Origin of the sequence: Thauera sp. JM12B12 (assembly GCF_039614725.1) — a bacterium.
Classification (GTDB): Bacteria; Pseudomonadota; Gammaproteobacteria; order Burkholderiales; family Rhodocyclaceae; genus Thauera.
Map to the genome: position 1 here is coordinate 2,414,035 of NZ_CP154859.1, position 21,955 is coordinate 2,435,989.

A 21,955-nucleotide genomic window follows, 5' to 3' on the forward strand; every position below is an offset into this window, starting at 1 on the left:
CCGCTGCCTGAGGCATGCGGCGCGGGGCGTCGAATGGGTCGTGGCTCAGTCTTGCTCGCGTTCCATGCGCGCAAACTCCTCGCAGACGTAATCGGCGAAGGCATTGATGAGACGCGAGCGGAACTTGTCGCGCGGCAGGATCACCTCGAGCGGCGTGTAGATGCGGGGCGTGAGCGGAATGGCCACCAGCCGGCCGTCTTCGACGTCACGCAGGATGGCGCGCCGCGACGCGATCGCGAAACCCAGGCCGGCAGCGGCAAGCTGCTTGATCGCCGCGAGGCTGCCCAGCTCCGCACACAGCGTGATCTGGCTGCCCGCGATGCCGGCGGCCTCGAAGAAATCGTCGGCGATCTGGCGGATGCCGTTGCCCGGGTCACGGTCGATGAACGGGTGACCGACGAGATCCTGTGCGGTCAGTTCCTTGAACTTTGCGAGCGGATGGTCCGGGCTGCAGATCACGAACAGTTCGTCCCGCGCGGCGCTGCGCCGTTCGATGCTGGGCTGCTCGGTGGCGATCTCGATGAGGCCGATGTCGAGGTCGCGCGCGGCGACGCGGTCCTCGGTGAGCTTCGACGTGCCGACGACGACGCGCGGCAGCACGCCTGGGAAGCGGCGCTTGAATCCCTAGAGGATCTCGGGCAGCCAGTAGGCGGCAATCGTGGTGCTGGTGCCGATCTTGAGCTGTCCGGCAAGCTCGTCGGTGAGCTCCGAGACGCGTGAGTCGAGTTCGGCAGACAGGCCGAGGATCTTCTCGGCGTAGGCGAGAACCAGCTCGCCGGCGGGGGTCAGGGTGATCTTGCCGTGGCCGCGGTCGAGCAGGCGGGTGTCGAAATGCTCTTCCAGCTGCTTGATCTGGAAGGTGACCGCGGGCTGGGTCATGTGGAGGTGTTCGGCTGCGCGGGTGAACGAGCCATGCTTCGCCACCGCGTGGAATACCTGGAGTCTACGGTCTGCCATGGTAATAATAAGTACGATTTATTTCGCGAATTAAAGCACAGTCCGGGGCGTTTTTGGGTGCGCCTTGTCGGTCACGTGCGCAAGGCCCGGATTTTCCTGCGCGCGCGCCTGCCAAACCGCGGTCTGCGAACATTTGCGGCAACATCTCACGGACCTTGAGCGGGATCACAACCGCAAAAACAGCTTCGTGATATAAACCGCGCTCCATCCCGTGATCAGACACTGACGATGCCGCTCGGCTTCTACATCATCATGGCGGCGCAGTTCTTCTCTGCGCTCGCCGACAATGCCCTGCTGATCATCGCCATCGCCATGCTCCGGGACATGGCGGCGCCGTCGGAATACGAACCGCTTCTCAAGCTCTTCTTCACCGTTTCCTACGTGGCGCTGGCCGCCTTCGTCGGCGCCTTCGCCGACTCGATGCCGAAATGGCGGGTGATGCTGATCAGCAACACGATCAAGATCGGCGGTTGCCTGATGCTGTTCCTCGGTACCCATCCACTGTTCGCCTACGCGGTGATCGGCCTCGGCGCGGCAGCCTATTCGCCCGCGAAGTACGGCATCCTCACCGAGTATCTGCCCCACCGCCTGCTCGTCGTCGCCAACGGCTGGATCGAGGGCTTGACGGTCGCGGCGATCATCGTCGGCACCGTGATCGGCGGCATCATGATTCGCGGCGACGTTTCCGCCTGGCTGGTGGCGCTCGAGCTGCCGATGGTCGACTCGGCCTTCGAGGCCGCCGTGCTGGTGGTCGGGACGCTCTACCTGGTAGCGGCGATCTTCAACGTGTACATCCCGGACACCGGAGTGGACCACAAGCCGCTCAAGAACAACCCGCTCTATCTGCTGCACGACTTCAACCACTGCCTGCGCCTGCTGTGGCGCGACAAGCTGGGGCAGATCTCGCTCGCGGTCACCACGCTGTTCTGGGGCGCCGGGGCGACGCTGCAATTCATCGTGATCAAGTGGGCCGAGCACAACCTCGGCATGAACCTGTCGCAGGCCTCGATGCTGCAGGGTGTGGTCGCGCTCGGCGTGGCGACCGGCTCGATCCTGGCCGCGCGCTACATCTCGCTGCGCGGTGCGGTGCGCGTGATCCCGCTCGGCATTGCGATGGGCCTCGGCGTGATGCTGATGATCGGGGTCACCGAGACGTGGATCGCCATGGCGCTGATGGTGCTCGTGGGCGGACTCGCCGGCTTCTTCGTCGTGCCGATGAACGCCCTGCTCCAGCATCGCGGCCACATCCTCATGGGGGCCGGACACTCGATCGCGGTACAGAACTTCAACGAGAACCTGTCGATCCTCGTCATGACCGGCACCTACGCGCTGCTGATCATGCTGGGCCTGTCGATCAACACGGTGATCGTGATGTTCGGGCTCTTCGTGGCCGGAACCATGTGGATGGTGAAGCGTCGCCACGAAGCCAACCAGCGCGAGTTCGACAACGTCGCCTTGCTCGAGGATCGGAGGCACTGACCACCGCCTGCTCCGCTGGCGGCAGGCAGGACGAACGCCAGGCGCCTGACGTCGCTGCCGGGCACGGGGCGAAGGCGTGACGCGCCTCCGCGCTCAGCGCGCCAGCTCCGCCATCAGGCGGCGGGCGAAGCAGAGGTCCTCCCACGCCTTGGCCTTGTCCTGCGGGTTGCGCAGCAGGTAGGCGGGGTGATAGGTCACCACCACGGGAATCCCCTGGCGCTCGAAACGCTTGCCGCGCGCCGCGGAGATCGCCACTTCGCGATCGAGCAGCGCCTGCGCGGCCGGCCGGCCCAGCGCGATCAGCAGTTGGGGCCGCACCAGCTCGATCTGGCGGTCCAGATATGGCAGACAGGCCGCCAGCTCGTCGCGCTCGGGCGTGCGATTGTGCGGTGGACGACACTTGACCGCATTGGCGATATAGACGTCCTTGCCACGCTCGAGACCGAGCGCGGACAGCATGTTGTCGAGCAGGCGCCCCGCCTGGCCGACGAAGGGTTCGCCGCGTTGATCCTCTTCCGCCCCCGGCCCCTCGCCGACCAGCATCCAGCCCGCGTGGCGGTCACCGACCCCGGGCACCGCCTGCCGGCGGCGCTCGCACAGCCCACAGGCCCGACAGCTGTGGATGTCGCTCTCCAGAGCCTCCCAGTCGAGGGTGGCGATGCGGGCCGCACGCTCGCCTTGCCCGGCAACCACGGGGGCGGCGACGGTCTTCGTGGCGGGCACGCCGGACGAGCCACTGGCGGGTACGGCGGACGGCGCGGATGGATGGGCAGGCCGATTGGCCATTGCCTGCGGTGCAGGAGCGCGCAAGCGCGACTCAACCGCCGCCGGCGGTGACGCCGCAGGTGTTCGATCCGGGGCGTCGGGATAGCCCGACGGAGCTGCGGCCTCGGCCTCGGCGAACGCCGGGCCCGCCGATTCGCGCGCCCGCAGACGCCAGATCGGCCCGAGGCCCATCTCGCGCAGCGCGGCGTCGCGCCAGGAAGACGTGCGCGCGCCCATCACAGCACCCGCCGCATCACGATCGCGTCCTCGCGTGCGCTGCCAGCCGGGTAGTAAGCACGCCGGCGTCCGATCTCCTCGAATCCCATGCGCTGGTAGAGCCGCAGCGCTGCAGCGTTCGACGGTCTCACCTCGAGGTAGAAGGTTTCAGCCCCGCCTTCGCGCGCCTCTCCGCACAACCACGCCATGAAACTCTGCCCGAGCCCCTGGCCCTGCGCCGACGCGACGATGCCGATGTCGAGCAGGTGCGCTTCGTCGAGCACCTTGAGCACGATCGCGTAGCCGACCGTATCGTCGCCGTGGCGCATGATCCAGGCGTCGTGCCCGGCAGCGAGCGAATCAGCAAAATTGCCGCGCGACCAGGGATAAGCGTGCAGCTCCGCCTCGCGCGCCGCGACCCAGTCGAGGTCTTCGGCACGCATCGCGACGAAGGACAGCTCGGGCATCAGGCCCGTCCCCCGCGCGCGAGTCGCTCGGCGGTGGTCATGGCCACCTTGTCGCGCACGTACAGCGGCGCGGCCCGCTCGGGCGGCACCAGCAGGCCCCGCGTCACCGCCGTCGCCGCCAAGCGCGCAACCTCGTCCGCGCGCGGCACCGCCTCTGGCCGGCACCCCGTGAGGCGCCCCAGATGACGGGCGCCGAGCTCCTCGGGCCAGACCTGGAACGCCGAGCCCGCGGCAAACCAGTCCCCGGTGGGCAGTTCGACGTCGAGCGGCGCGCTGCACCGGACACTGCCCACAAGCGCGGGCATGCCATCCGCGTCGCGTGCAAATGCCGCATGGTAGACCTCCCCCATGCGCGCATCGGTGGCGACGAACACGCGCGCTGTATCGATCTGCAGGGCGAGCGCCTGCAGGCTGTTGACGACCGCGATGCCGAGGTCCGCGCCCAGCGCGATTCCCTGGGCAACGCCGCATGCAAGACGCAGGCCGGTGAAGGCCCCGGGGCCGGCACCGAAGGCGACCGCGTCGAGTTGCGCAACAGCGACATCGGCCTCGGCGAGCAGCTCGCGCAGATCGCGCAGAATCGCTTCGGAATGATTCGCGGCGCCTCGTATGCGCCGCACCAGCAGTTCGCCGCCATGCATCAGGGCGACGCTGCCGTGCTCGCACGCGGTTTCGATGGAGAGGATGTTCATGGGGCCGCTATTCTACCGGCTGCAAGCGTGAGCCGGAGCGCGCCGAGCGCCGGCGGCATCGCGCCAGCGGATGCGGCTCAGCGTTTGCCCTTGCGCTTGGGCGCTTGTTCGGGATAGGCCCCGCGTGCCGCGTTGCGAAGGTGCTCGCGCAGGCTGCTGCGCTCCTCCTCGCTCATCTTGCGCCGCTGAACGGCCGACTCGCTGGCGTGGTCCTGGCCACCGAGCGTGTTACGCCAGTCCCGATGACCGCGGTTGGCAGCCGGCTCCCTGGCATCAGGGTTACCGTCGCTCGCAAACAGGCCACCGCCAGGTTGCGCGTGGGCGATCGACACACTGCCCGCACTGAGGCCCATGATCGCGACGATCAGCGCCCCGACCCGGCATCGCGCGCGCAAGCTGCGCTGCATCGGATGACGTTCGAGGAATACGGCGATCTGATACGAAAAGCTCTTCATGGAGGACGATCGACGATCGGGCGGAAGAAGGCGCACGCCTGAGCCCGATGGCGCGAAATGAGGACACCCGGAACATACGGCAATCCGGGCCGCTTCGGTAGCCCGCTCGGCCGGATCTGGCGCGTGTTTGTAAGGCGATATTGCACGCCAACCACATGCTTACGAAGGGTTACCCCAAGGCCCGCCCGGCGACACGCGGAGACGCTGGCACGGGTTCATTTCTCAGGCTAGCATTCCGCGCATGAACCAGAAAACACGCTATCGCATTCTCGTCGTGGACGATGACGCCCGCTTGCGCGAGCTGCTGTCACGCTACCTCCAGGAGCAGGGCTTCGCGGTCAAGGCAGTGGGTGACGCGCCGATGATGGACCGCGCCTTGCATCGCGAGCACTACGATCTCATCGTGCTCGATCTCATGCTGCCCGGCGAGGACGGGCTGGCGATCTGCCGCCGCCTGCGCGCGGCCGAGAATCAGATCCCGATCATCATGCTCACCGCGAAGGGCGACGATGTCGATCGGATCGTCGGCCTTGAGATGGGTGCCGACGACTACATCGCCAAGCCCTTCAATCCGCGCGAGCTTGTTGCCCGCATCCAGGCGGTGATGCGACGCCAGCCGCAGACGCTGCCGGGCGCGCCGACGCCCGAGGACGAGATCGTCGTGTTCGGGCGCGTCAGGGTGAACCTCGGCACGCGTGCGCTGGTGCGCGATGGCGAGGAGATCCAGCTCACCACCGGCGAGTTCTCGCTGCTCAAGGTGCTGCTCACCCACCCCCGCCAGCCGCTGTCGCGCGACAAGCTGATGGAACTGGCGCGCGGTCGCGAATATGGCGTGTTCGATCGTGCGATCGACGTGCAGGTGTCGCGCTTGCGCAAGCTGGTCGAGGACGATCCCGCCAAACCACGTTACATCCAGACCGTCTGGGGCTTCGGCTATGTCTTCGTTCCCGACGACAGCAAGTCGCCCGCCGAGACGGACGACGGCGCAGCGGGCGGCACCGGCAGCTGAAGACCGCGGAATGACGCAAGCGCAGACGGCCCAGCCCGGGCCACGGCCGGCGCCGCCCGCGCGCCGCAGGTCATGGCTGCCGCGGACCTTGCTGTGGCAGACCTTCCTGCTGGTCGCACTTCTGCTCATTCTTGCCCTGGGTACGTGGTCGCAGATCTTCCGCTACTTTCAGGAGCCGGCGCGCGCGCGAGACGTGGCGCAGATGGTAGTGTCGGTGGTCAACCTCACCCGCACCGCACTCATCAACGCCGACTTCGACCGCCGCATCGACCTGCTCATCGATCTCGCCGCACTCGAGGGGATCCGCATCTACCCGGCCGAGGCGACCGACGAGCTGATCCCGCTCGACGACACCCGGCCGATGCGCCTGCTGATGGCCGATGTGCGCCGCCAGCTCGGTGACCACACCCGCTTTGCCTCGCGCTGGAAGTCGCTGGAGGGCTTCTGGGTGAGCTTCCGCCTCGACCCTGACGACGCCCAGGACGAATACTGGGTCATGCTGCCCGCCGAGCGGATCGAGAACCCGGACAGTTTCGGCTGGCTGGGCTGGGGCAGCGGCGCCTTACTCGCAGCCCTGCTCGGTGCCTATCTGATCGTCGCGCGGATCAACGCCCCGCTGCGACAACTCGCCCGCGCCGCGAGCATCGTCGGCAGTGGCGATACGCCGCCGCCGCAGGAGGAGGACGGCCCGCAGGAGATCGCCGTCGTCGCCCGCGCCTTCAACCGCATGACGGGCAATCTCGCGCGCATGGACGAGGATCGCGCGCTGATCCTCGCCGGTGTCTCTCACGACCTGCGTACACCGCTGGCACGCCTGCGGCTGGGAATCGAGATGTCGGGCGCACCCGAAGGCGAGGTTACGGCCATGGTCGCCGACATCGAGGAAATGGACCGCATCATCGGACAGTTCCTGGACTTCGGTCGCGGCGACGCACAGGAGGCCGTGTCGCCGACCGACCTCGTCGCCCTGGTACGCGAGGTGACCGAGCCCTACCGTCTGCGCGGCGTCGATATCCGTCTCGCCGTCCCGGAAGCCCTGCTCGCCCCCGTTCGCACGCTGTCGATACGGCGCGCGCTTGCCAACCTGATCGACAATGCCCTGCGCTACGCCGAAGGGAACGAAGTGCTCGATGTCCGAGTCGATGCGGATGCCGGCCTGGCTCGTATCGAGGTGGCGGACCGCGGCCCAGGCATTCCGGAGCACGAGGTGGAACGCCTCCGACGTCCGTTCACCCGCCTCGAGAAGGCGCGCAGCAACACCAAGGGCGCGGGACTGGGCCTTGCCATCGTGGACCGCGTGATGCGCGCGCACCACGGCCATCTCGACCTGCTGCCGCGCGAGGGCGGCGGATTGCGCGCTGTACTCTGCCTTCCCCTCGGGGCCTCGACCGCCTTCCGGGATAAAATGCCGCGCTCCGAATCGGGTGCACCACGAGAATCATGAAATTCCTCTTCGACCTTCTGCCTGTCATCCTCTTCTTCGCAGCCTACAAGATAGGCGGTGCCAATCCTGACGCTGCGCATGCGATGGCGACAGGCTGGCTGGGCGACGGCATCGCCCCCACCCAGGCGCCGATCCTGATCGCGACCTTCGTGGCCATCCTGGCAACCATGCTGCAGATCGCGCTCGTGTGGCTGAAGCACCGCAAGGTCGACACGATGCTGTGGGTCAGCCTCGCGATCATCGTCGTCTTCGGTGGGGCCACCCTCTTCTTCCACAACCCGACCTTCATCAAGTGGAAGCCGACCGCGCTCTACTGGCTCTTCGGCGGCGTGCTGCTCGGATCGGCCTGGCTGCTGCAACGCAACCTCATCCGCAAGATGCTCGAGGCGCAGATCAAGCTGCCCGATCCTGTGTGGGGGCGGCTGAACCTCGCGTGGGCGGGTTTCTTCATCGCGATGGGCCTGCTCAACCTTTACGTCGCCTACAACTTCAGCGAAGAAGCGTGGGTCAATTTCAAGATGTTCGGCGGCATGGGCCTGATGCTGGCCTTCGTGCTCGCTCAAGGCTTCTACCTGTCCCGCCATATGGAAGAGGAAACCAACTGATGTTCTATGCACTGATCGGCGAAGACGCCCCCGGCACACTGCAAACCCGGCTTGCCGTTCGCCCCGAGCACGTCGCGCGCCTCGAGGCGCTGCGCGACGAGGGTCGCCTGCTGCTTGCCGGGCCGATGCCGGCCATCGATTCGCCGGACCCGGGTCCGGCGGGTTTCGCCGGCAGCCTGATCGTCGCCGAGTTCGAATCGCTCGCGCAGGCTGAGGCCTGGGTGCGCGACGATCCGTATGTGCGTCATGGCGTGTTCGCCCGCACCACCGTGCGCCCATTCCGGAAGACGCTGCCGTGAGCGCCGGGACGGTCGCCCGGATCCGGGAAATCCTTTCCGACCGCTTCGATGCGCACGTCCTCGACATCGAGGACGACAGCGCCCTGCACGCCGGCCATGCTGGAGCACGTGACGGGGGCGGTCACTACCGGGTTTTTATCGTATCGCCCGCTTTCGAGGGCTGCAGCAGAGTGCTGCGACAGCGTATGATCTACGACGCGCTTGGCGACATGATGAAGCAGGATATTCATGCGCTCGCCATCCGCGCGCTCTCGGCCGCCGAGGCCAACAAACAAGGACACTGAAGGAATCTCCATGAAACTTTTCCCGAGCCGCCTCGCCGTCGCCCTGCTGGCCGGCTTCCTGGCCCTCCCCGTCGTCGCTGCCGACCCGGTCGCGCGCGTGAATGGCGTTGCCATTCCTTCCGCCATGGCCGAAGCCATGCTGGCGGAGCAACGCGCGCAGGGCACGCCCGATAGCGAGCAACTTCAGAACGCGGTGCGCGAGGAGCTCATTCGCCGCGAGGTGCTGAGCCAGGAAGCTGCAAAGAAGGGGCTCGACAAGAAGGCCGAGGTGCAGGCGCAGATGGACATGGCCCGCCAGGCGATCCTGATCCGCGCCTACCTGCAGGACTATGTACGCGCCAACCCGATCAACGACGCCGACCTCAAGAAGGAATACGACGCCATCAAGAGCCGCATGGGCGACAAGGAATACAAGCCGCGTCACGTGCTGGTCGAAACCGAGACCGAAGCCAAGGCGGTCATCGCTCGCCTGCAGAACGGCACCCCGTTCGAGGAAGTGGCCAAGGAGTCGCGCGACCCGGGTTCGAAGGATCGTGGTGGCGAGCTCGGCTGGAGCAATCCGGGCATGTTCGTGAAGCCGTTCTCGGACGCCATGGTCAAGCTTCAGAAGGGCAAATACACGAGCACGCCGGTGAAGAGCGATTTCGGCTATCACGTGATCCAGCTCGACGACGTACGCGATGTCCAGGCGCCCCCGTTCGACGAGGTCAAGCCGCAGCTTCAGCAGCGCCTTCAGCAACAGAAGGTCGAGCGCCACGTCCTCGAGCTGCGCGAGAAGGCCAAGGTCGACTGAACGCCAACGACATGAGCGCCCGATGTGGCGCTCATCCGTGGGGGCTGGACGTCCGTTCCCGCCTGGTGGCGCCGGCGGTCACGAGGCGTCCTGCAAATGAAAACGCTGCGAGGCATCGCCCCGCAGCGTTTTTTTGTTCGCCTGGCCTGGCGATCTTCCGCCAGGCCTTGGTGCATCAGAACAGCTCTTCGGGCAGCTCGAGCGCGCCCGGCGCACCGTTGACCACGCTGTAGGCCAGGCCGCCGGCCTGTGCGAGCACGTGGTCGGCATAGAAGCGCGCAGTGACGATCTTGCCCTTGTAGAAGCCTGCATCGCCCTCGCCCGCTTCGAGCTTGCGCTTGGCCACCAACGCCGCACGCGCCATCTGCCAGCCGCCCGCCACGATGCCGAGGAGCTTGAGGAAGGGGACGGAGCCGACCGATGCCGCCTTGATGTCCTTGGCGTAGGTGGCGAGGATATAGGCGACGGCCTCTTCCACCGCCGAGATCCCGGACTTCAGCGAACGTGCGATCGCCGCGAAGCGCTCGTCCTGCACGGCGCTCACCTCGGCCTCCACGGCGCGCATCATCTTCACCACCGCGCCGATGGTCGCGCCATTCTCGCGCGCGATCTTGCGCCCGATCAGGTCATTGGCCTGGATCGCGGTCGTGCCCTCGTAGATCGTGGTGATGCGGGCATCACGGAAGTGCTGCGCTGCACCGGTCTCCTCGATGAAGCCCATGCCACCGTGCACCTGCACGCCGTCGGAGGTCACGTCGATCGAATTTTCGGTGCACCAGCCCTTGACGACCGGGATCATCAGGTCGACGAAGGCCTGGTTCTGTGCGCGCACCGCCTCGTCGGCGTGGTTGTGGGCCTTGTCGATGGCGGCACCGACGACGTAGGCGAGCGCACGCATCGCTTCGGTCTTGCTCTTCATGTTCATGAGCAGACGACGCACGTCGGCGTGGTGCAGGATGTTGACCTTCGGGCCGCCGCGGACGCCGGCGTCGGTGCCCTGGATGCGGTCCTTGGCGTACTGGAGCGCGTGCTGATAAGCGCGCTCGGACAGCGCCAGACCTTCCATGCCGACGGCGAAGCGGGCTTCGTTCATCATGATGAACATGTATTCCAGGCCACGATTCGGCTCGCCCACGAGCGTGCCGATCGCACCACCGCGGTCGCCGAAGGCGAGCACGGCGGTCGGGCTGGCGTGGATGCCGAGCTTGTGCTCGATGGACACGCAATGCACGTCGTTGCGTGCGCCCAGGCTGCCATCGGCGTTGACGAGGAACTTGGGCACCACGAACAGCGAGATGCCCTTGACACCCTCGGGCGCGTCCGGAAGGCGGGCGAGGACGAGGTGCACGATGTTGTCGGTAAGGTCGTGCTCGCCGTAGGTGATGAAGATCTTCTGGCCGAAGATCTTGTAGGTACCGTCACCCTGAGGCTCGGCCTTGGTGCGCACCGCCGCGAGGTCGGAGCCGGCCTGCGGCTCGGTCAGGTTCATCGTGCCGGTCCACTCGCCCGCGATCATCTTCGGCAGGTACAGATTCTTCTGCTCGTCGGTACCGCGCAGCATCAGCGCCTCGATCGCGCCGCTGGTCAGCATCGGGCACAGCGAGAAGGCCATGTTGGCCGACTTCCACATTTCCATGACTGCAGTGGCAAGCAGCTTGGGCAGGCCCTGGCCGCCGTACTCCGGGTCGCAGGGGAGCGCCGTCCAGCCCGACTCGGTGAACTGCTTGTAGGCATCCTTCCAGCCCGGCGCGGTGGCAACCTCGCCGTCCTTCCACTTGGCGCCTTCCTGATCGCCCGTCCAGTTCAGCGGAGCGAGCACGCCGCTCGCGAACTTGTCCGCCTCCTCGAGGATCGCGTCGACGAGGTCGGCAGAGACCTCCTCGTTACCGGGCAACTGCATGACTTCATCCAGACCTGCGAGCTCTCGCATCACGAATTGCATGTCGCGGACGGGGGCGTTGTAGCTACTCATATGTCTTTGCGCTCCAGAAGATTGTGAAAAGCACTCATTTGTCGAGGAGATAGCGGCGATCGTCGAACGCGGCAACCCATCCGGGTCGATACACCACCATCAAGGTGATCACTGCACCGCTGATCCAGGCCTCGGAGAAGCCGAGCAACAGGAAGAACGGCAGGTATTCGCTGAGCAGGAACTCCACCGTGTAGGCCCCCGCGCTGGCCAGGGCCGCGGCGGCCACCGCGCCCTGAACCATCACGGTCAGCGCGGCACAGGCAAAACTGATCACGAACACGAAGATGAAGAAATGCGCGGGCAGCCAACGCTCCACCGCGCGCTGCAGACCATGGGCCACGGCCACCGGAATGGCGATCATCAGCACGAAATTGACCGGCCAGTCCATCCATTCGATCACCCCGTTGAGCATCACGCCCGTCAAGGCCAGGGCCATCGCGAGGACCGCGAGCCATGGACCGAGCGCGAGGGTCGCGGCCATCGCGCCGAGCAGATGCAGGTTCAGTCCGGGCTTCACCCCCGCACGCATGGTCCACAAGAGCATCAGGCCGACGGCGAAGCCCAGCAGCAGGTTGAGCTGCGGCCCGTCGCGCAGCCGCCCCCATGGCGCACGACGCAGGGTCAGCAACAGACCCAGCACCGTGAGCGCCAGCATGATGCCCTGACCTGCTCCGGAAAAAAGCGTCGCAGGAAGGTCCATGCGCGTGGGCGGCGAGCGCGATCAGATCGCGCCGGTCAGTTCCGGCACCACCTGGAAGAGGTCGCCCACCAGGCCGTAGTCGGCGACCTGGAAGATCGGCGCTTCCGGATCCTTGTTGATCGCCACGATCACCTTGGAGTCCTTCATCCCTGCCAGATGCTGGATTGCGCCCGAGATGCCGATCGCGATGTAGAGCTGCGGCGCGACGATCTTGCCGGTCTGCCCGACCTGGTAGTCGTTGGGCACGAAACCCGCATCGACCGCGGCCCGCGAGGCTCCGAGCGCAGCACCGAGCTTGTCGGCGAGCGGCTCGAGCAACTGGTGGTAGTTCTCGCCGCTACCCAGGCCTCGGCCGCCGGAAACGATGACCTTGGCCGCGCCGAGCTCGGGCCGTGCGCTCTTGACGATCTCGCGGCTCACCAGGCTGGCGACGCCAAGGTCGGCGGCTGCAGCGACGGCCTCCACCGGCGCGGCATTGCCCTCGCCTGCGGCGTCGAAGGCGGTCGTGCGCACGGTGATGACCTTCACCGCATCGGCGCTCTTCACGGTCGCCATGGCGTTGCCGGCATAGATCGGGCGCACGAAGGTATCGGCTGCCTCGATGGCGACGATGTCGCTGATCTGGGCAACGTCGAGCAGCGCAGCCACGCGCGGCAGCATGTTCTTGCCGGCCGGGGTGGCGGGAGCGAGCACGTGGCTGTAGCCAGTGGCCAGGCCCTTCACCAGTTCGGCGACGTTCTCGGCGGTCTGCGCTTCGTACTGCGGCGCATCGCACACCAGCACCTTGGCCACGCCGGCGATCTTGGCCGCAGCTTCGGCCACGGCGGCGCAGCCTGCGCCCGCCACGAGAACGTGCACATCGCCACCCAGCTTGGTGGCAGCAGTCACGGTGTTGAGCGTGGCCGCCTTGATCGATTGGTTGTCGTGTTCAGCAATGACGAGAATGGCCATGTTCAGATCACCTTCGCAACGTTCTTGAGTTTGTCGACCAGCTGGGCCACGTCGGCCACGCGCTCACCGGCGCTGCGCTTGGGCGGCTCGGACACTTTCAGGGTCGCCAGGCGCGGGGCGACATCGACACCCAGATCGGCCGGCTTGACCGTATCGAGGGGCTTCTTCTTGGCCTTCATGATGTTGGGCAGCGTGGCATAACGCGGCTCATTGAGGCGCAGGTCGGTGGTCACGACGGCCGGCAGCTTCACCGCAAGCGTCTCGAGACCGCCGTCGATCTCGCGCGTCACCTGGGCCTTGCCGTCAGCCAGGGTCACCTTGGAGGCGAAGGTCGCCTGCGGCCACCCGGCCAGCGCGGCCAGCATCTGGCCCGTCTGGTTGGCGTCGTCGTCGATCGCCTGCTTGCCGCAGATCACCAGATTGGGCTGTTCCTTGTCGCACACCGCCTTCAGCAGCTTGGCGACCGCCAGCGGCTGCAGCTCGACATCCGTCTCGACCAGGATGCCACGGTCGGCACCAATGGCCATCGCCGCGCGCAGGGTCTCCTGGCATGCGCCGACACCGCAGCTCACCGCCACCACTTCGGTGACGACGCCGGCTTCCTTCAGGCGCACGGCCTCCTCGACCGCGATCTCGTCGAAGGGGTTCATGCTCATCTTGACGTTCGCCAGATCCACGCCGCTGCCGTCGGCCTTGACGCGAACCTTGACGTTGTAATCGACAACGCGTTTGACGGGTACGAGAACTTTCACTCTGCCGCGCTCCTTGTATGTGCTGATTGAGTTACCGGCGATGCGCCGGACACGCTGATTATGTCACCGCGCTCACCCGAAGGCACTGCTGCGGAGCAGCACGAGCCATACGGGAGAGTATGGCGCATACGGTAGCGTATGGAGGCAGAATCGTCAATACTACGCCGTATGGAAAACACTGTAAAAAAACCGCGTAGCCAACTCGACCGCGACGCCTGGGTTGCGGGCGCCGTCGAGGTTCTGGCTGAAGAAGGCATCGCCGGCCTGCGCGTCGAAGTACTCGCCAAGCGCCTCAAGGTCACCAAGGGAAGCTTCTACTGGCATTTCACCGACCGCCGCGACCTCCTGCTGGCGGTGCTCAGCCATTGGAAGGAAGGCCGCATCCGCGACATCATCAAGCAGACGCGCGCCCAGGCCGGCCGGGAGCTGGAACAGATCTACCATGTGATCGACGTGTACAGCGCGAGCCGCAGCCGGCGCGGGATGATGATCGAGCTCGCCGTTCGGGACTGGGCGCGGCGCGACGCCGAGGCCGGCGCGATCGTCGCCGAGGTGGATGACGTTCGCCTGCGCTGCGCGCGCGAGCTGTTCCTCGCCTGTGGCGTGCCGATGGAAGAAGCCTCCAGCCGCTGCATGCTGCTCTACGCCTATGTGTTCGGCGTGTCGCTGATGATCTACGAGAAGTTCGACAGCGACGTTGTCCGCCTCAAGCGCGACATCGCCGATCTGATCGCGCGCTCATCGGCAATGGCCGACGCACCGAAGGCGGCCTGATCTCAGGCTGGGAGCCAGCCGCCGAGTGCGTTGCGGGCGTTCCGCCCGGTGGTGGCCGCCACCTCGTCCACGCTGATTCCGCGCAGCTCAGCCAGGATGGCCGCGTAGCGGGCCAGGTTCGCAGGGACGTTGCGCGCTCCCTGGCCCCAGGCGGGCGGAATGTCCGGCGCGTCGGTCTCGAGCACGATCGCATCGAGCGGCAGACTGCGCGCGAGCTCCCGGATCCGCGTCGAACCCTCGAAGCTCATCGCCCCGCCGAAACCGAGCCGAAAGCCGAGGTCGATGAACATCTGCGCCTGTTGCCTGCTGCCGTTGAACGCGTGAGCGATGCCGCCGGGAACCTCGATGCGGCGCAGCTGCTTGAGGATCGGGTCGACCGCGCGCCGCACGTGCAGGATCACCGGCAGGGCATGTCGACGCGCAAGCTTGAGCTGGGCGACGAAGAATTCTAGCTGCCGCTCGGGATCCACATCGGTGAAGAAATTGTCGAGGCCGATCTCGCCGACCGCTCGCGCCTCCCCGCGCGCGAGCAACCCCTCGAGCACGCCGAGGTCGTCCTCCTGCGCACCCATCACGTACAGGGGGTGGATGCCGAGTGCGGGACAGACATCGGTGCGCGTGGTGGCGAGCGCGCGTACGCGCTCGAAGCTCGCGCGATCCACCGCCGGCACCACGAAGCCCCGCACGCCGACGGCGCGTGCCGCGGCGATGAGCTCATCGCGGTCGGCGTCGAATTCACCGGCGTCGAGATGAATGTGGGAGTCGATCAGCATCGCCCCCTCACCCACCGCGCCTCAGCGCCCCTTGAACTCGGGCTTGCGCTTGGCGATGAAGGCGTCAATGCCCTCGGCAGCATCCTCGCACATCATGTTGCAGGCCATCGTCTCGGAGGCGAGCTGGTAGGCGGCATCCAGCCCCATCTCGAGCTGCTTGTAGAACATCTGCTTGCCCATGCGGACCGCGGCCGGCGACTTGGCCACGATGGACGCGGCGAGGCGCTCGACCTCCGCATCGAGCTGCTCGAGCGGCACCACGCGATTGACGAGCCCGCGCCGTTGCGCCTCGTTCGCGTCGATGAAGTCGCCCGTCACCAGCATCTCGAAGGCCTCCTTTCGCCCCATGTTGCGCGACAGGCCGACGCTCGGCGTCGCACAGAACAGACCGACGTTGATGCCCGAGACGGCAAAGCGGGCGGTGTCGGCAGCGACCGCCAGATCGCACATCGAGACCAGCTGGCAGCCCGCAGCGGTCGCGATGCTGTGAACGCGGGCGATGACGGGCTGCGGAAGCTCGGTCAGCTTCATCATGAACTTGCCGCACAGACGGAACAGGCGCTGCTGGAACTCGAGGGTGTGGTTGCCACGCATCTCCTTGAGGTCGTGGCCGGCGCAGAACGCCTTACCCTCGCCGGCGATGACGACGACGCGCACGCTGTCGTCGCGGGCGATCTCGTCAACGGCCGCGATCAAGGTCTCGAGCATCTCGAAGGACAGCGAGTTGAACTGCTGCGGACGGTTGAGGGTGAGCGTGGTGACGCCGCCCTGGTCACGGCGCAACAGGATGGATTCGCGGGTCTCGGTGGTGGCGATGCTCATGCTGGGGTCTCCTCGACGTGGTGTTGAGCGGGCGGCGAGCGCGCACCCTCCAGTTAACGTTAACGTCAATCAGCGCTCGGCGCCAGCCCTCGGAACGCTGCGGAAGCACACGCCTCCGCAGCGCCGGACTCACTCGAACGCGTCGGTCGACTTCGCCTTCTCGCGCAGGACGAACTTTTGGATCTTGCCGGTCGAGGTCTTCGGCAGCTCGCCGAAGATGATCCGCTTCGGCACCTTGAAGCCGGCCAGGTGCTCGCGGCAATGCGCGACGATCGCCTCGCTTGTGGCCTCGGCGCCGTCGCGCAGCTCGACGAAGGCGCAGGGAACCTCTCCCCACTTCTCGTCGGGAAGCGCGACCACCGCCGCCGCCATCACCGCGGGGTGCTTGTAGAGCGCATCCTCGACCTCGATCGAGGAAATGTTCTCGCCACCGGAGATGATGATGTCCTTGGAGCGATCCTTGATCTTGACGTACCCATCGGGCTGCATGACCGCGAGGTCGCCGGTGTGGTACCAGCCGCCACGAAACGACTCGGCAGTGGCGTCCGGATTCTTCAGGTAACCCTTCATGACCAGGTTGCCACGGAACATGATCTCACCCATGGTCTCCCCGTCCCAGGGCACCGGCTCCATGGTGGCTGGATCCATCACCGTGATCCCTTCCTGGGCGTGATAGCGCACGCCCTGGCGCCCGTTCAGCGTCACCTGCTCGGCAAGCGGCAGCGCGCGCCATTCGTCGTGCTTCGCGCACACCGCGGCCGGTCCGTAGGTCTCGGTGAGGCCATAGACGTGGGTGATGTCGAAGCCGATCTTCGCCATCCCCTCGATCACCGCGGCCGGGGGTGGCGCGGCCGCCACCAGTCCCGAGACCTTGTGATTGATGCCCTTGCGCCACTCTTCCGGAGCATTGGCCAGCATCGAATGCACGATCGGCGCGCCGCAGTAGTGAGTGACGCCATGTTCGCGAATGGCATCGAAGATCAGGCGCGGATCGACCCGCCGCAGGCAGACGTTCACGCCTGCATTGGCGGCCATCGTCCATGCGAAGCACCAGCCGTTGCAGTGGAACATCGGCAGCGTCCACAGGTACACCGCATGCGGCGGCATGCCCCAGGAGACGATGTTCGACATCGCGTTGAGGTAGGCGCCGCGGTGGTGATACACCACGCCCTTGGGGTTGCCGGTGGTGCCCGAGGTGTAGTTGAGCGAGATCGCCTCCCACTCGTCGGCGGGCTGCTCGAAGACGAAGTCCTCGCTGCCCTCAGCGAGAAGCGCCTCGTACTCGTGCGTACCGACGCGCTCGCCGGGACCGCTGTACTCGGGGTCGTCGACATCGACCACGATCATGTCCGCGCGGCCGGCAAGCTCGATGGCCTTCTTCACCATGCGCGAATACTCGCGGTCGGTGAGGAGAACCTTTGCCTCGCCGTGGTTGAGGATGAAGGCGACCGCTTCGGCGTCGAGGCGGGTGTTGATCGTGTTCAGGACCGCACCACAGGCAGGGACGCCGAAGTGGGCCTCGAACATCTCGGGCGTGTTGTTCAGGATCGCGGCGACCGTGTCGCCCTTGCCCACGCCGAGCTGCTTGAGCGCCGAGGCGAGGCGCCGCGCACGCGCATAGCTCTCACGCCAGGTGAGACGGCGCGCACCGTGGATCACGGCCACGCGATCCGGATAGACGTAGGCGCTGCGCTCAATGAACGTGAGCGGGGTGAGCGCCACGTAGTTCGCTGCATTCTTCTCGAGCCCTACTGCGTAAGGCGATTGTCCGCTCTCGCTCACTTCACGTTCCTCCTCGTCCTGATGTGCCCGCCTTGGCGGCGGCTCGTTGGTATCGTTCGGGCGCTGTGGTGCGCGCCTGCATTCAACCCGGGGGCACGCCCGTGGTCAAGGGCAGCGAGGAAAGGCGTGGATCAGGGCGCCACGCATGCGCGCGGCGCGTGCGGGCCGGTGCGTGAGGCAGAGGGCGGTCAGGCGGTCGGCGTGCGCAGGCTCAGCGCCCGCACATAGAGCGCGCGACCGAGCCCCTGCCACTGGCGGCGCTCCTCTTCGAGCGCGGCGGCGGTGAGCGGCAGCTTCTGCAGCCAGCCCGGCGCCGCGGTGAGGGTGAAGCCCCGCCCTTCGCGTCCCAGCGTCACGGGCGGCAGCCCGCGCGCATCGCGCGCACGGTGGATGACCACCGCCAGGCGCAGACAGGCGATCAGCAGCCAGTCCACGCTGCCCGCGTCGATCGATGCCACCCGCTCGAGCTTGCCGCGATGCGCGAGCACCAGCCGCGCCAGGCGCGCCTGGTCCATGCGCGAGAAGCCCGGCATGTCCGCATTGCCGACGATGTAGGCACTGTGCTTGTGATAGCTCGAATGCGCGACCGAGATCCCGATCTCATGCAGCATCGCCGCCCAACGCAGGAACCGGTGGTCGATGTGCTCGGACTCGGCCATCCCGGGCTCGAGTTGCGCGAGCAATGCGCAGGCCGTGTCCGCCACCTGCTGCGCCTGGCGCAGGTCAACGCCATAGCGCCGCATGAAGGCGCCGACGGTGGCGTCGCGCAGGTCGTGATGGTGATAGCGCCCGAGCAGGTCGTAGAGCACGCCAAGGCGCAATGCACCTTCGGAGAACACCATGTGCTCCAGGTCGAACTCCTTGAACACGGCGTTCATGATCGCGAAGCCGCCGAGGATCACCGGCAGACGGTCCCCCTTGAGGCCGGCGAGATCCACGGCGTCGACGCTGCCGGCACGCAGCAAGGCCGCCTTGAACTGCTCGAGGCCGTCCCGGGTGATGCCGCCGCGCGAGAATCCGTTCTGCTCGAGGATCTCGAGCAGCGCCTTCGCCGTGCCGCTGGAGCCGACCGCCTCCTCCCAGCCCGCTTCGCGATAGGCGGCGGAAATCGTCTGCAGTTCTCGCCGTGCGGCGAGCTCGGCGTCCTTGAGGCTGCGCTTGTCGATCCTGCCATCGGGGAAGAAGCGCAGGCTGAATCCCACGCAACCCATGTAGCGCGACTCGAGCAGCAGCGGCTCGAAGCTCTTGCCGATGATGAACTCCGTGGAGCCGCCGCCGATATCGACCACGAGTTGCTGCTTGTGGGGGTCCGGCAGCGTGTGCGCGACGCCGACATAGATCAGGCGCGCTTCCTCACGACCGGCGATGACCTCGATCGGGAAGCCGAGCGCCGCCTCGGCACGAATCAGGAACTCGGGTGCGTTCTTCGCCACCCGCAGCGTGTTCGTCGCCACCGCGCGTACGCGCTCGGGCGGGAAGTCGCGCAGGCGCTCCTGGAAGCGCTGCAGGGCCACCACCCCACGCTGCTGCGATGCGAGGTCGAGCTTCTTGTCGGGCGACAGGCCGGCAGCCAGCCGCACCGCCTCCTTGAGGCCATCGAGCGGATAGATCTGGTCATTGACGATACGCCCGACCTGAAGCCGGAAACTGTTCGAACCCAAATCGATCGCTGCAATCAGATCTCGCATCATCGTCGTCGGAACTGACGCACGTGGCGCCGAAGGGGCGGATTCTAGCACCGCACTCTGCGCAGCCGGAGCCCGCGGCGCGGGCCGGCCGGGCCTGGAAACCCCCGCCCGGCGGGCGATCGCTGTCATGAAGACGCAAAGAAAGTGTCACATAATCATGAATGCCGCATCGCGCACAGGACTGCCCATGTTTACGCCTCGATCGAATCTCCCGTACCCGCCAGAACATTTTCTCAACCGCGAACTCTCGCTGCTGCAGTTCCAGCGCCGCGTGCTGGCGCAGGCGGCCGACTCGACCGTGCCGCTGCTCGAGCGCCTGCGCTTCCTGTGCATCGTGTCGAGCAACCTGGACGAGTTCTTCGAGATCCGTGTCTCCGGCATCAAGGAGCAGATCCGCATCGGCAGCCGGAAGTCCGGCGAGGACGGGATCGCGCCCGCAGACCTGCTCGAGCGCGTCAGCGACGAGGTCCATGACATCATCTCGGAGCAGTACGAACTGCTCAATGACGACATCCTGCCGGCGCTGGAAAAGGAAGGCGTGGTGTTCCTGCGCCGTACCCTGTGGACCGATGCCCAGCGCGCCTGGATCCACGACTATTTCATGCGCGAAGTGATGCCGGTGTTGACGCCGATCGGCCTCGATCCCGCCCACCCCTTCCCGCGCGTGCTCAACAAGAGCCTGAACTTCGCCGTCGAGCTCGAGGGTCGCGACGCCTTCGGTCGCGACTCGGGCGCGGCAATCGTGCAGGCGCCGCGCGCGCTGCCGCGCGTGATTCGCCTCCCACGCACACTCTGCGAGCAGGAATACTGCTTCGTATTCCTGTCCTCCATCCTGCACGCCCACGTCGGCGAGCTGTTCACCGGCATGAACGTGCTCGGCTGCTACCAGTTCCGCGTCACCCGCAACTCGGACCTGTTCGTCGACGAGGAGGAGGTCAAGGACCTGCGCGCCTCCCTCAAGGGCGAACTGCAGCAGCGCCACTTCGGTGACGCGGTGCGCCTCGAGGTCGCCGACAACTGCTCGGAGGAGATGGCGACCTTCCTGCTGCAGCACTTCCACCTGATGCCTGACGACCTCTATCGCACACCGGGCATCGTCAACCTGGTGCGGCTGATGCAGGTGCCCGACTGGGTCGAACGCCCCGACCTCAAGTACGCGCCCTTCGTCCCCGGCCTGCCCAAGGCGCTCGACAAGCGTCGCCATGTCTTCACCGCCATTCGTAGCGGCGACATCCTGCTCCACCACCCCTTCCAGAGCTTCGCGCCGGTCATCGAGCTTCTGCGCGCGGCCGCCGACGACCCTCAGGTGCTGGCGATCAAGATGACGGTGTATCGCACCGGCACCGATTCGGTGCTGATGGAACACCTCGCCCGCGCCGCGCAGAAGGGCAAGGAAGTGACCGTGGTGCTGGAGCTCATGGCGCGCTTCGACGAGGAGGCCAACATCACCCTGGCCAACCGTCTGGAAGAGGTCGGCGCGCACGTGGTGTACGGCGTGTTCGGCTACAAGACGCACGCCAAGCTGCTGATGATCGTGCGCCGCGAGGACGATGGCCTGCGCCGCTATGTGCACATGGGTACCGGCAACTACCACCCGCGCACCACGCGCTTCTATACCGACTTCGGCCTGCTCACCTGCAACCGCGAGATCGGCGAGGACGTCGCAGCCGTGTTCAAGCAGCTCACCGGCCTGGGGACGGCAACCGAACTGCGCCACCTGTGGCAGGCGCCGTTCACCCTGCAGCCGAACGTTGTCGCCGCCATCCGGCGCGAGGCCGAGATCGCACGCGCGGGCGGGCGCGGCCGCATCATTGCCAAGATGAATGCGCTGCTCGAACCGGAAACGATCGAGGCTCTGTACGAGGCCTCGCAGGCGGGCGTGGAGGTCGATCTGATCGTGCGCGGCCCTTGCGCACTGCGGCCCGGCGTGCCCGGGCTGTCGGAGAACGTCCGGGTGCGATCGGTGGTCGGCCGCTTCCTCGAGCACCATCGCATCTTCCACTTCTATGCCGACGGCGAAGACCGGATGTACCTGTCGAGCGCGGACTGGATGGACCGCAACTTCTTCCGCCGCATCGAGATCGCCTTCCCGGTGCTCGATCCGCGCCTCAAGCGCCGCGTCATGAAGGAGGGCCTGCGCCCCTACCTCGGCGACAACTGCCAGGCCTGGGACATGCAGTCTGACGGCAGGTACCGCCGCAAGCACCCGCGCAGCGTCCGCCGCGCGGCCCAGCTGATCCTGCTGAAGGAGCTTGCCGCGAGCAGTTGAGCGGCCC

21 protein-coding genes and 1 pseudogene are annotated in these 21,955 nt (G+C 66.6%); 9 read left to right on the forward strand and 13 right to left on the reverse strand.

The genetic code is table 11. The annotated features are described in order from the left end of the window. Positions 1–45: 45 nt before the first annotated feature. Positions 46–957: pseudogene (locus tag AAG895_RS10770) on the reverse strand (LysR family transcriptional regulator). Between the two features lie 228 nt (positions 958–1,185). Between AAG895_RS10770 and lplT the strand changes: the two are divergent. Then, positions 1,186–2,436 carry a lysophospholipid transporter LplT gene (gene lplT / locus AAG895_RS10775; RefSeq protein ID WP_345792017.1) on the forward strand — a complete coding sequence of 417 codons (1,251 nt, stop codon included), beginning with the start codon at positions 1,186–1,188 and terminating at the stop codon, positions 2,434–2,436. Positions 2,437–2,529: 93 nt separating this feature from the next. Here lplT and AAG895_RS10780 read toward each other — a convergent pair whose 3' ends face one another. The 4 genes from AAG895_RS10780 to AAG895_RS10795 all read right to left on the reverse strand — a co-directional run bounded on the left by AAG895_RS10780 (position 2,530) and on the right by AAG895_RS10795 (position 5,031). Continuing rightward, positions 2,530–3,438, reverse strand: a complete 909-nt coding sequence (locus AAG895_RS10780; protein ID WP_345792018.1) for a uracil-DNA glycosylase — start codon at positions 3,436–3,438, stop codon at positions 2,530–2,532. Next, positions 3,438–3,884 (reverse strand): ribosomal protein S18-alanine N-acetyltransferase, encoded by a 447-nt coding sequence (rimI, locus tag AAG895_RS10785; protein WP_345792019.1) that lies wholly within the window; start codon positions 3,882–3,884, stop codon positions 3,438–3,440. The genes AAG895_RS10780 and rimI overlap by 1 nt, the downstream gene beginning before the upstream one ends. Next, positions 3,884–4,576, reverse strand: coding sequence for a tRNA (adenosine(37)-N6)-threonylcarbamoyltransferase complex dimerization subunit type 1 TsaB (gene tsaB, locus AAG895_RS10790; protein WP_345792020.1), 693 nt, complete (start codon positions 4,574–4,576; stop codon positions 3,884–3,886). Before tsaB ends, rimI begins: the two co-directional genes overlap by 1 nt. 77 nt (positions 4,577–4,653) lie before the next feature. Then, positions 4,654–5,031, reverse strand: a complete 378-nt coding sequence (locus tag AAG895_RS10795) for a hypothetical protein (protein ID WP_345792021.1) — start codon at positions 5,029–5,031, stop codon at positions 4,654–4,656. Positions 5,032–5,272: 241 nt separating this feature from the next. Here AAG895_RS10795 and ompR point away from each other — a divergent pair, with 241 nt between their 5' ends. Genes ompR through AAG895_RS10825 form a run of 6 tightly spaced genes read left to right on the forward strand, consistent with a single transcriptional unit; the run spans position 5,273 to position 9,465 of the window. Then, the gene (gene ompR, locus AAG895_RS10800) at positions 5,273–6,040 is read left to right on the forward strand and encodes a two-component system response regulator OmpR (RefSeq protein WP_345792022.1); all 768 of its coding nucleotides are present in this window, start codon (positions 5,273–5,275) and stop codon (positions 6,038–6,040) included. A gap of 10 nt (positions 6,041–6,050) precedes the next feature. Further along, positions 6,051–7,484 (forward strand): ATP-binding protein, encoded by a 1,434-nt coding sequence (locus AAG895_RS10805; protein WP_345792023.1) that lies wholly within the window; start codon positions 6,051–6,053, stop codon positions 7,482–7,484. Continuing rightward, positions 7,481–8,089, forward strand: coding sequence for a septation protein A (locus AAG895_RS10810; RefSeq protein ID WP_345792024.1), 609 nt, complete (start codon positions 7,481–7,483; stop codon positions 8,087–8,089). Before AAG895_RS10805 ends, AAG895_RS10810 begins: the two co-directional genes overlap by 4 nt. After that, positions 8,089–8,388 (forward strand): YciI family protein, encoded by a 300-nt coding sequence (locus AAG895_RS10815; protein WP_345792025.1) that lies wholly within the window; start codon positions 8,089–8,091, stop codon positions 8,386–8,388. The genes AAG895_RS10810 and AAG895_RS10815 overlap by 1 nt, the downstream gene beginning before the upstream one ends. Further along, positions 8,385–8,672 (forward strand): BolA family protein, encoded by a 288-nt coding sequence (locus tag AAG895_RS10820; protein ID WP_345792026.1) that lies wholly within the window; start codon positions 8,385–8,387, stop codon positions 8,670–8,672. The genes AAG895_RS10815 and AAG895_RS10820 overlap by 4 nt, the downstream gene beginning before the upstream one ends. Before the next feature lie 10 nt (positions 8,673–8,682). After that, positions 8,683–9,465: a peptidylprolyl isomerase gene (locus AAG895_RS10825; RefSeq protein ID WP_345792027.1), complete on the forward strand. Its 783-nt coding sequence runs from the start codon at positions 8,683–8,685 to the stop codon at positions 9,463–9,465. 175 nt (positions 9,466–9,640) lie between these two features. Here AAG895_RS10825 and AAG895_RS10830 read toward each other — a convergent pair whose 3' ends face one another. The 4 genes from AAG895_RS10830 to AAG895_RS10845 are packed head-to-tail and all read right to left on the reverse strand — an operon-like array spanning position 9,641 to position 13,840. Further along, the gene (locus AAG895_RS10830) at positions 9,641–11,437 is read right to left on the reverse strand and encodes an acyl-CoA dehydrogenase (protein WP_345792028.1); all 1,797 of its coding nucleotides are present in this window, start codon (positions 11,435–11,437) and stop codon (positions 9,641–9,643) included. Positions 11,438–11,471: 34 nt separating this feature from the next. Next, a complete protein-coding gene (locus AAG895_RS10835) occupies positions 11,472–12,137 on the reverse strand; it encodes an energy-coupling factor ABC transporter permease (protein ID WP_345792029.1) in 666 nt (221 codons plus the stop codon). A gap of 21 nt (positions 12,138–12,158) precedes the next feature. Then, positions 12,159–13,088, reverse strand: a complete 930-nt coding sequence (locus AAG895_RS10840; RefSeq protein ID WP_345792030.1) for an FAD-binding protein — start codon at positions 13,086–13,088, stop codon at positions 12,159–12,161. A 2-nt stretch (positions 13,089–13,090) separates the two neighbouring features. Further along, positions 13,091–13,840: an electron transfer flavoprotein subunit beta/FixA family protein gene (locus AAG895_RS10845; RefSeq protein ID WP_345792031.1), complete on the reverse strand. Its 750-nt coding sequence runs from the start codon at positions 13,838–13,840 to the stop codon at positions 13,091–13,093. A 168-nt stretch (positions 13,841–14,008) separates the two neighbouring features. Between AAG895_RS10845 and AAG895_RS10850 the strand changes: the two genes are divergently transcribed. After that, positions 14,009–14,614, forward strand: coding sequence for a TetR/AcrR family transcriptional regulator (locus AAG895_RS10850; RefSeq protein WP_345795275.1), 606 nt, complete (start codon positions 14,009–14,011; stop codon positions 14,612–14,614). Positions 14,615–14,616: 2 nt separating this feature from the next. On the opposite strand, the gene AAG895_RS10855 is transcribed toward AAG895_RS10850, so the two are convergent. The 4 genes from AAG895_RS10855 to ppx form a co-directional block, all read right to left on the reverse strand. Then, positions 14,617–15,387: a TatD family hydrolase gene (locus AAG895_RS10855; protein WP_345792032.1), complete on the reverse strand. Its 771-nt coding sequence runs from the start codon at positions 15,385–15,387 to the stop codon at positions 14,617–14,619. 21 nt (positions 15,388–15,408) lie between these two features. Next, positions 15,409–16,209: an enoyl-CoA hydratase gene (locus AAG895_RS10860; protein ID WP_345792033.1), complete on the reverse strand. Its 801-nt coding sequence runs from the start codon at positions 16,207–16,209 to the stop codon at positions 15,409–15,411. A 129-nt stretch (positions 16,210–16,338) separates the two neighbouring features. Then, positions 16,339–17,991 carry an acyl-CoA synthetase gene (locus AAG895_RS10865; protein WP_345792034.1) on the reverse strand — a complete coding sequence of 551 codons (1,653 nt, stop codon included), beginning with the start codon at positions 17,989–17,991 and terminating at the stop codon, positions 16,339–16,341. Positions 17,992–18,179: 188 nt separating this feature from the next. Beyond that, entirely contained in the window at positions 18,180–19,682 is a 1,503-nt protein-coding gene (gene ppx, locus AAG895_RS10870; protein ID WP_345792035.1) for an exopolyphosphatase, read from the reverse strand. Positions 19,683–19,866: 184 nt separating this feature from the next. Here ppx and ppk1 point away from each other — a divergent pair, with 184 nt between their 5' ends. Continuing rightward, positions 19,867–21,948, forward strand: a complete 2,082-nt coding sequence (gene ppk1 / locus AAG895_RS10875) for a polyphosphate kinase 1 (protein WP_345792036.1) — start codon at positions 19,867–19,869, stop codon at positions 21,946–21,948. Positions 21,949–21,955: the final 7 nt, after the last annotated feature.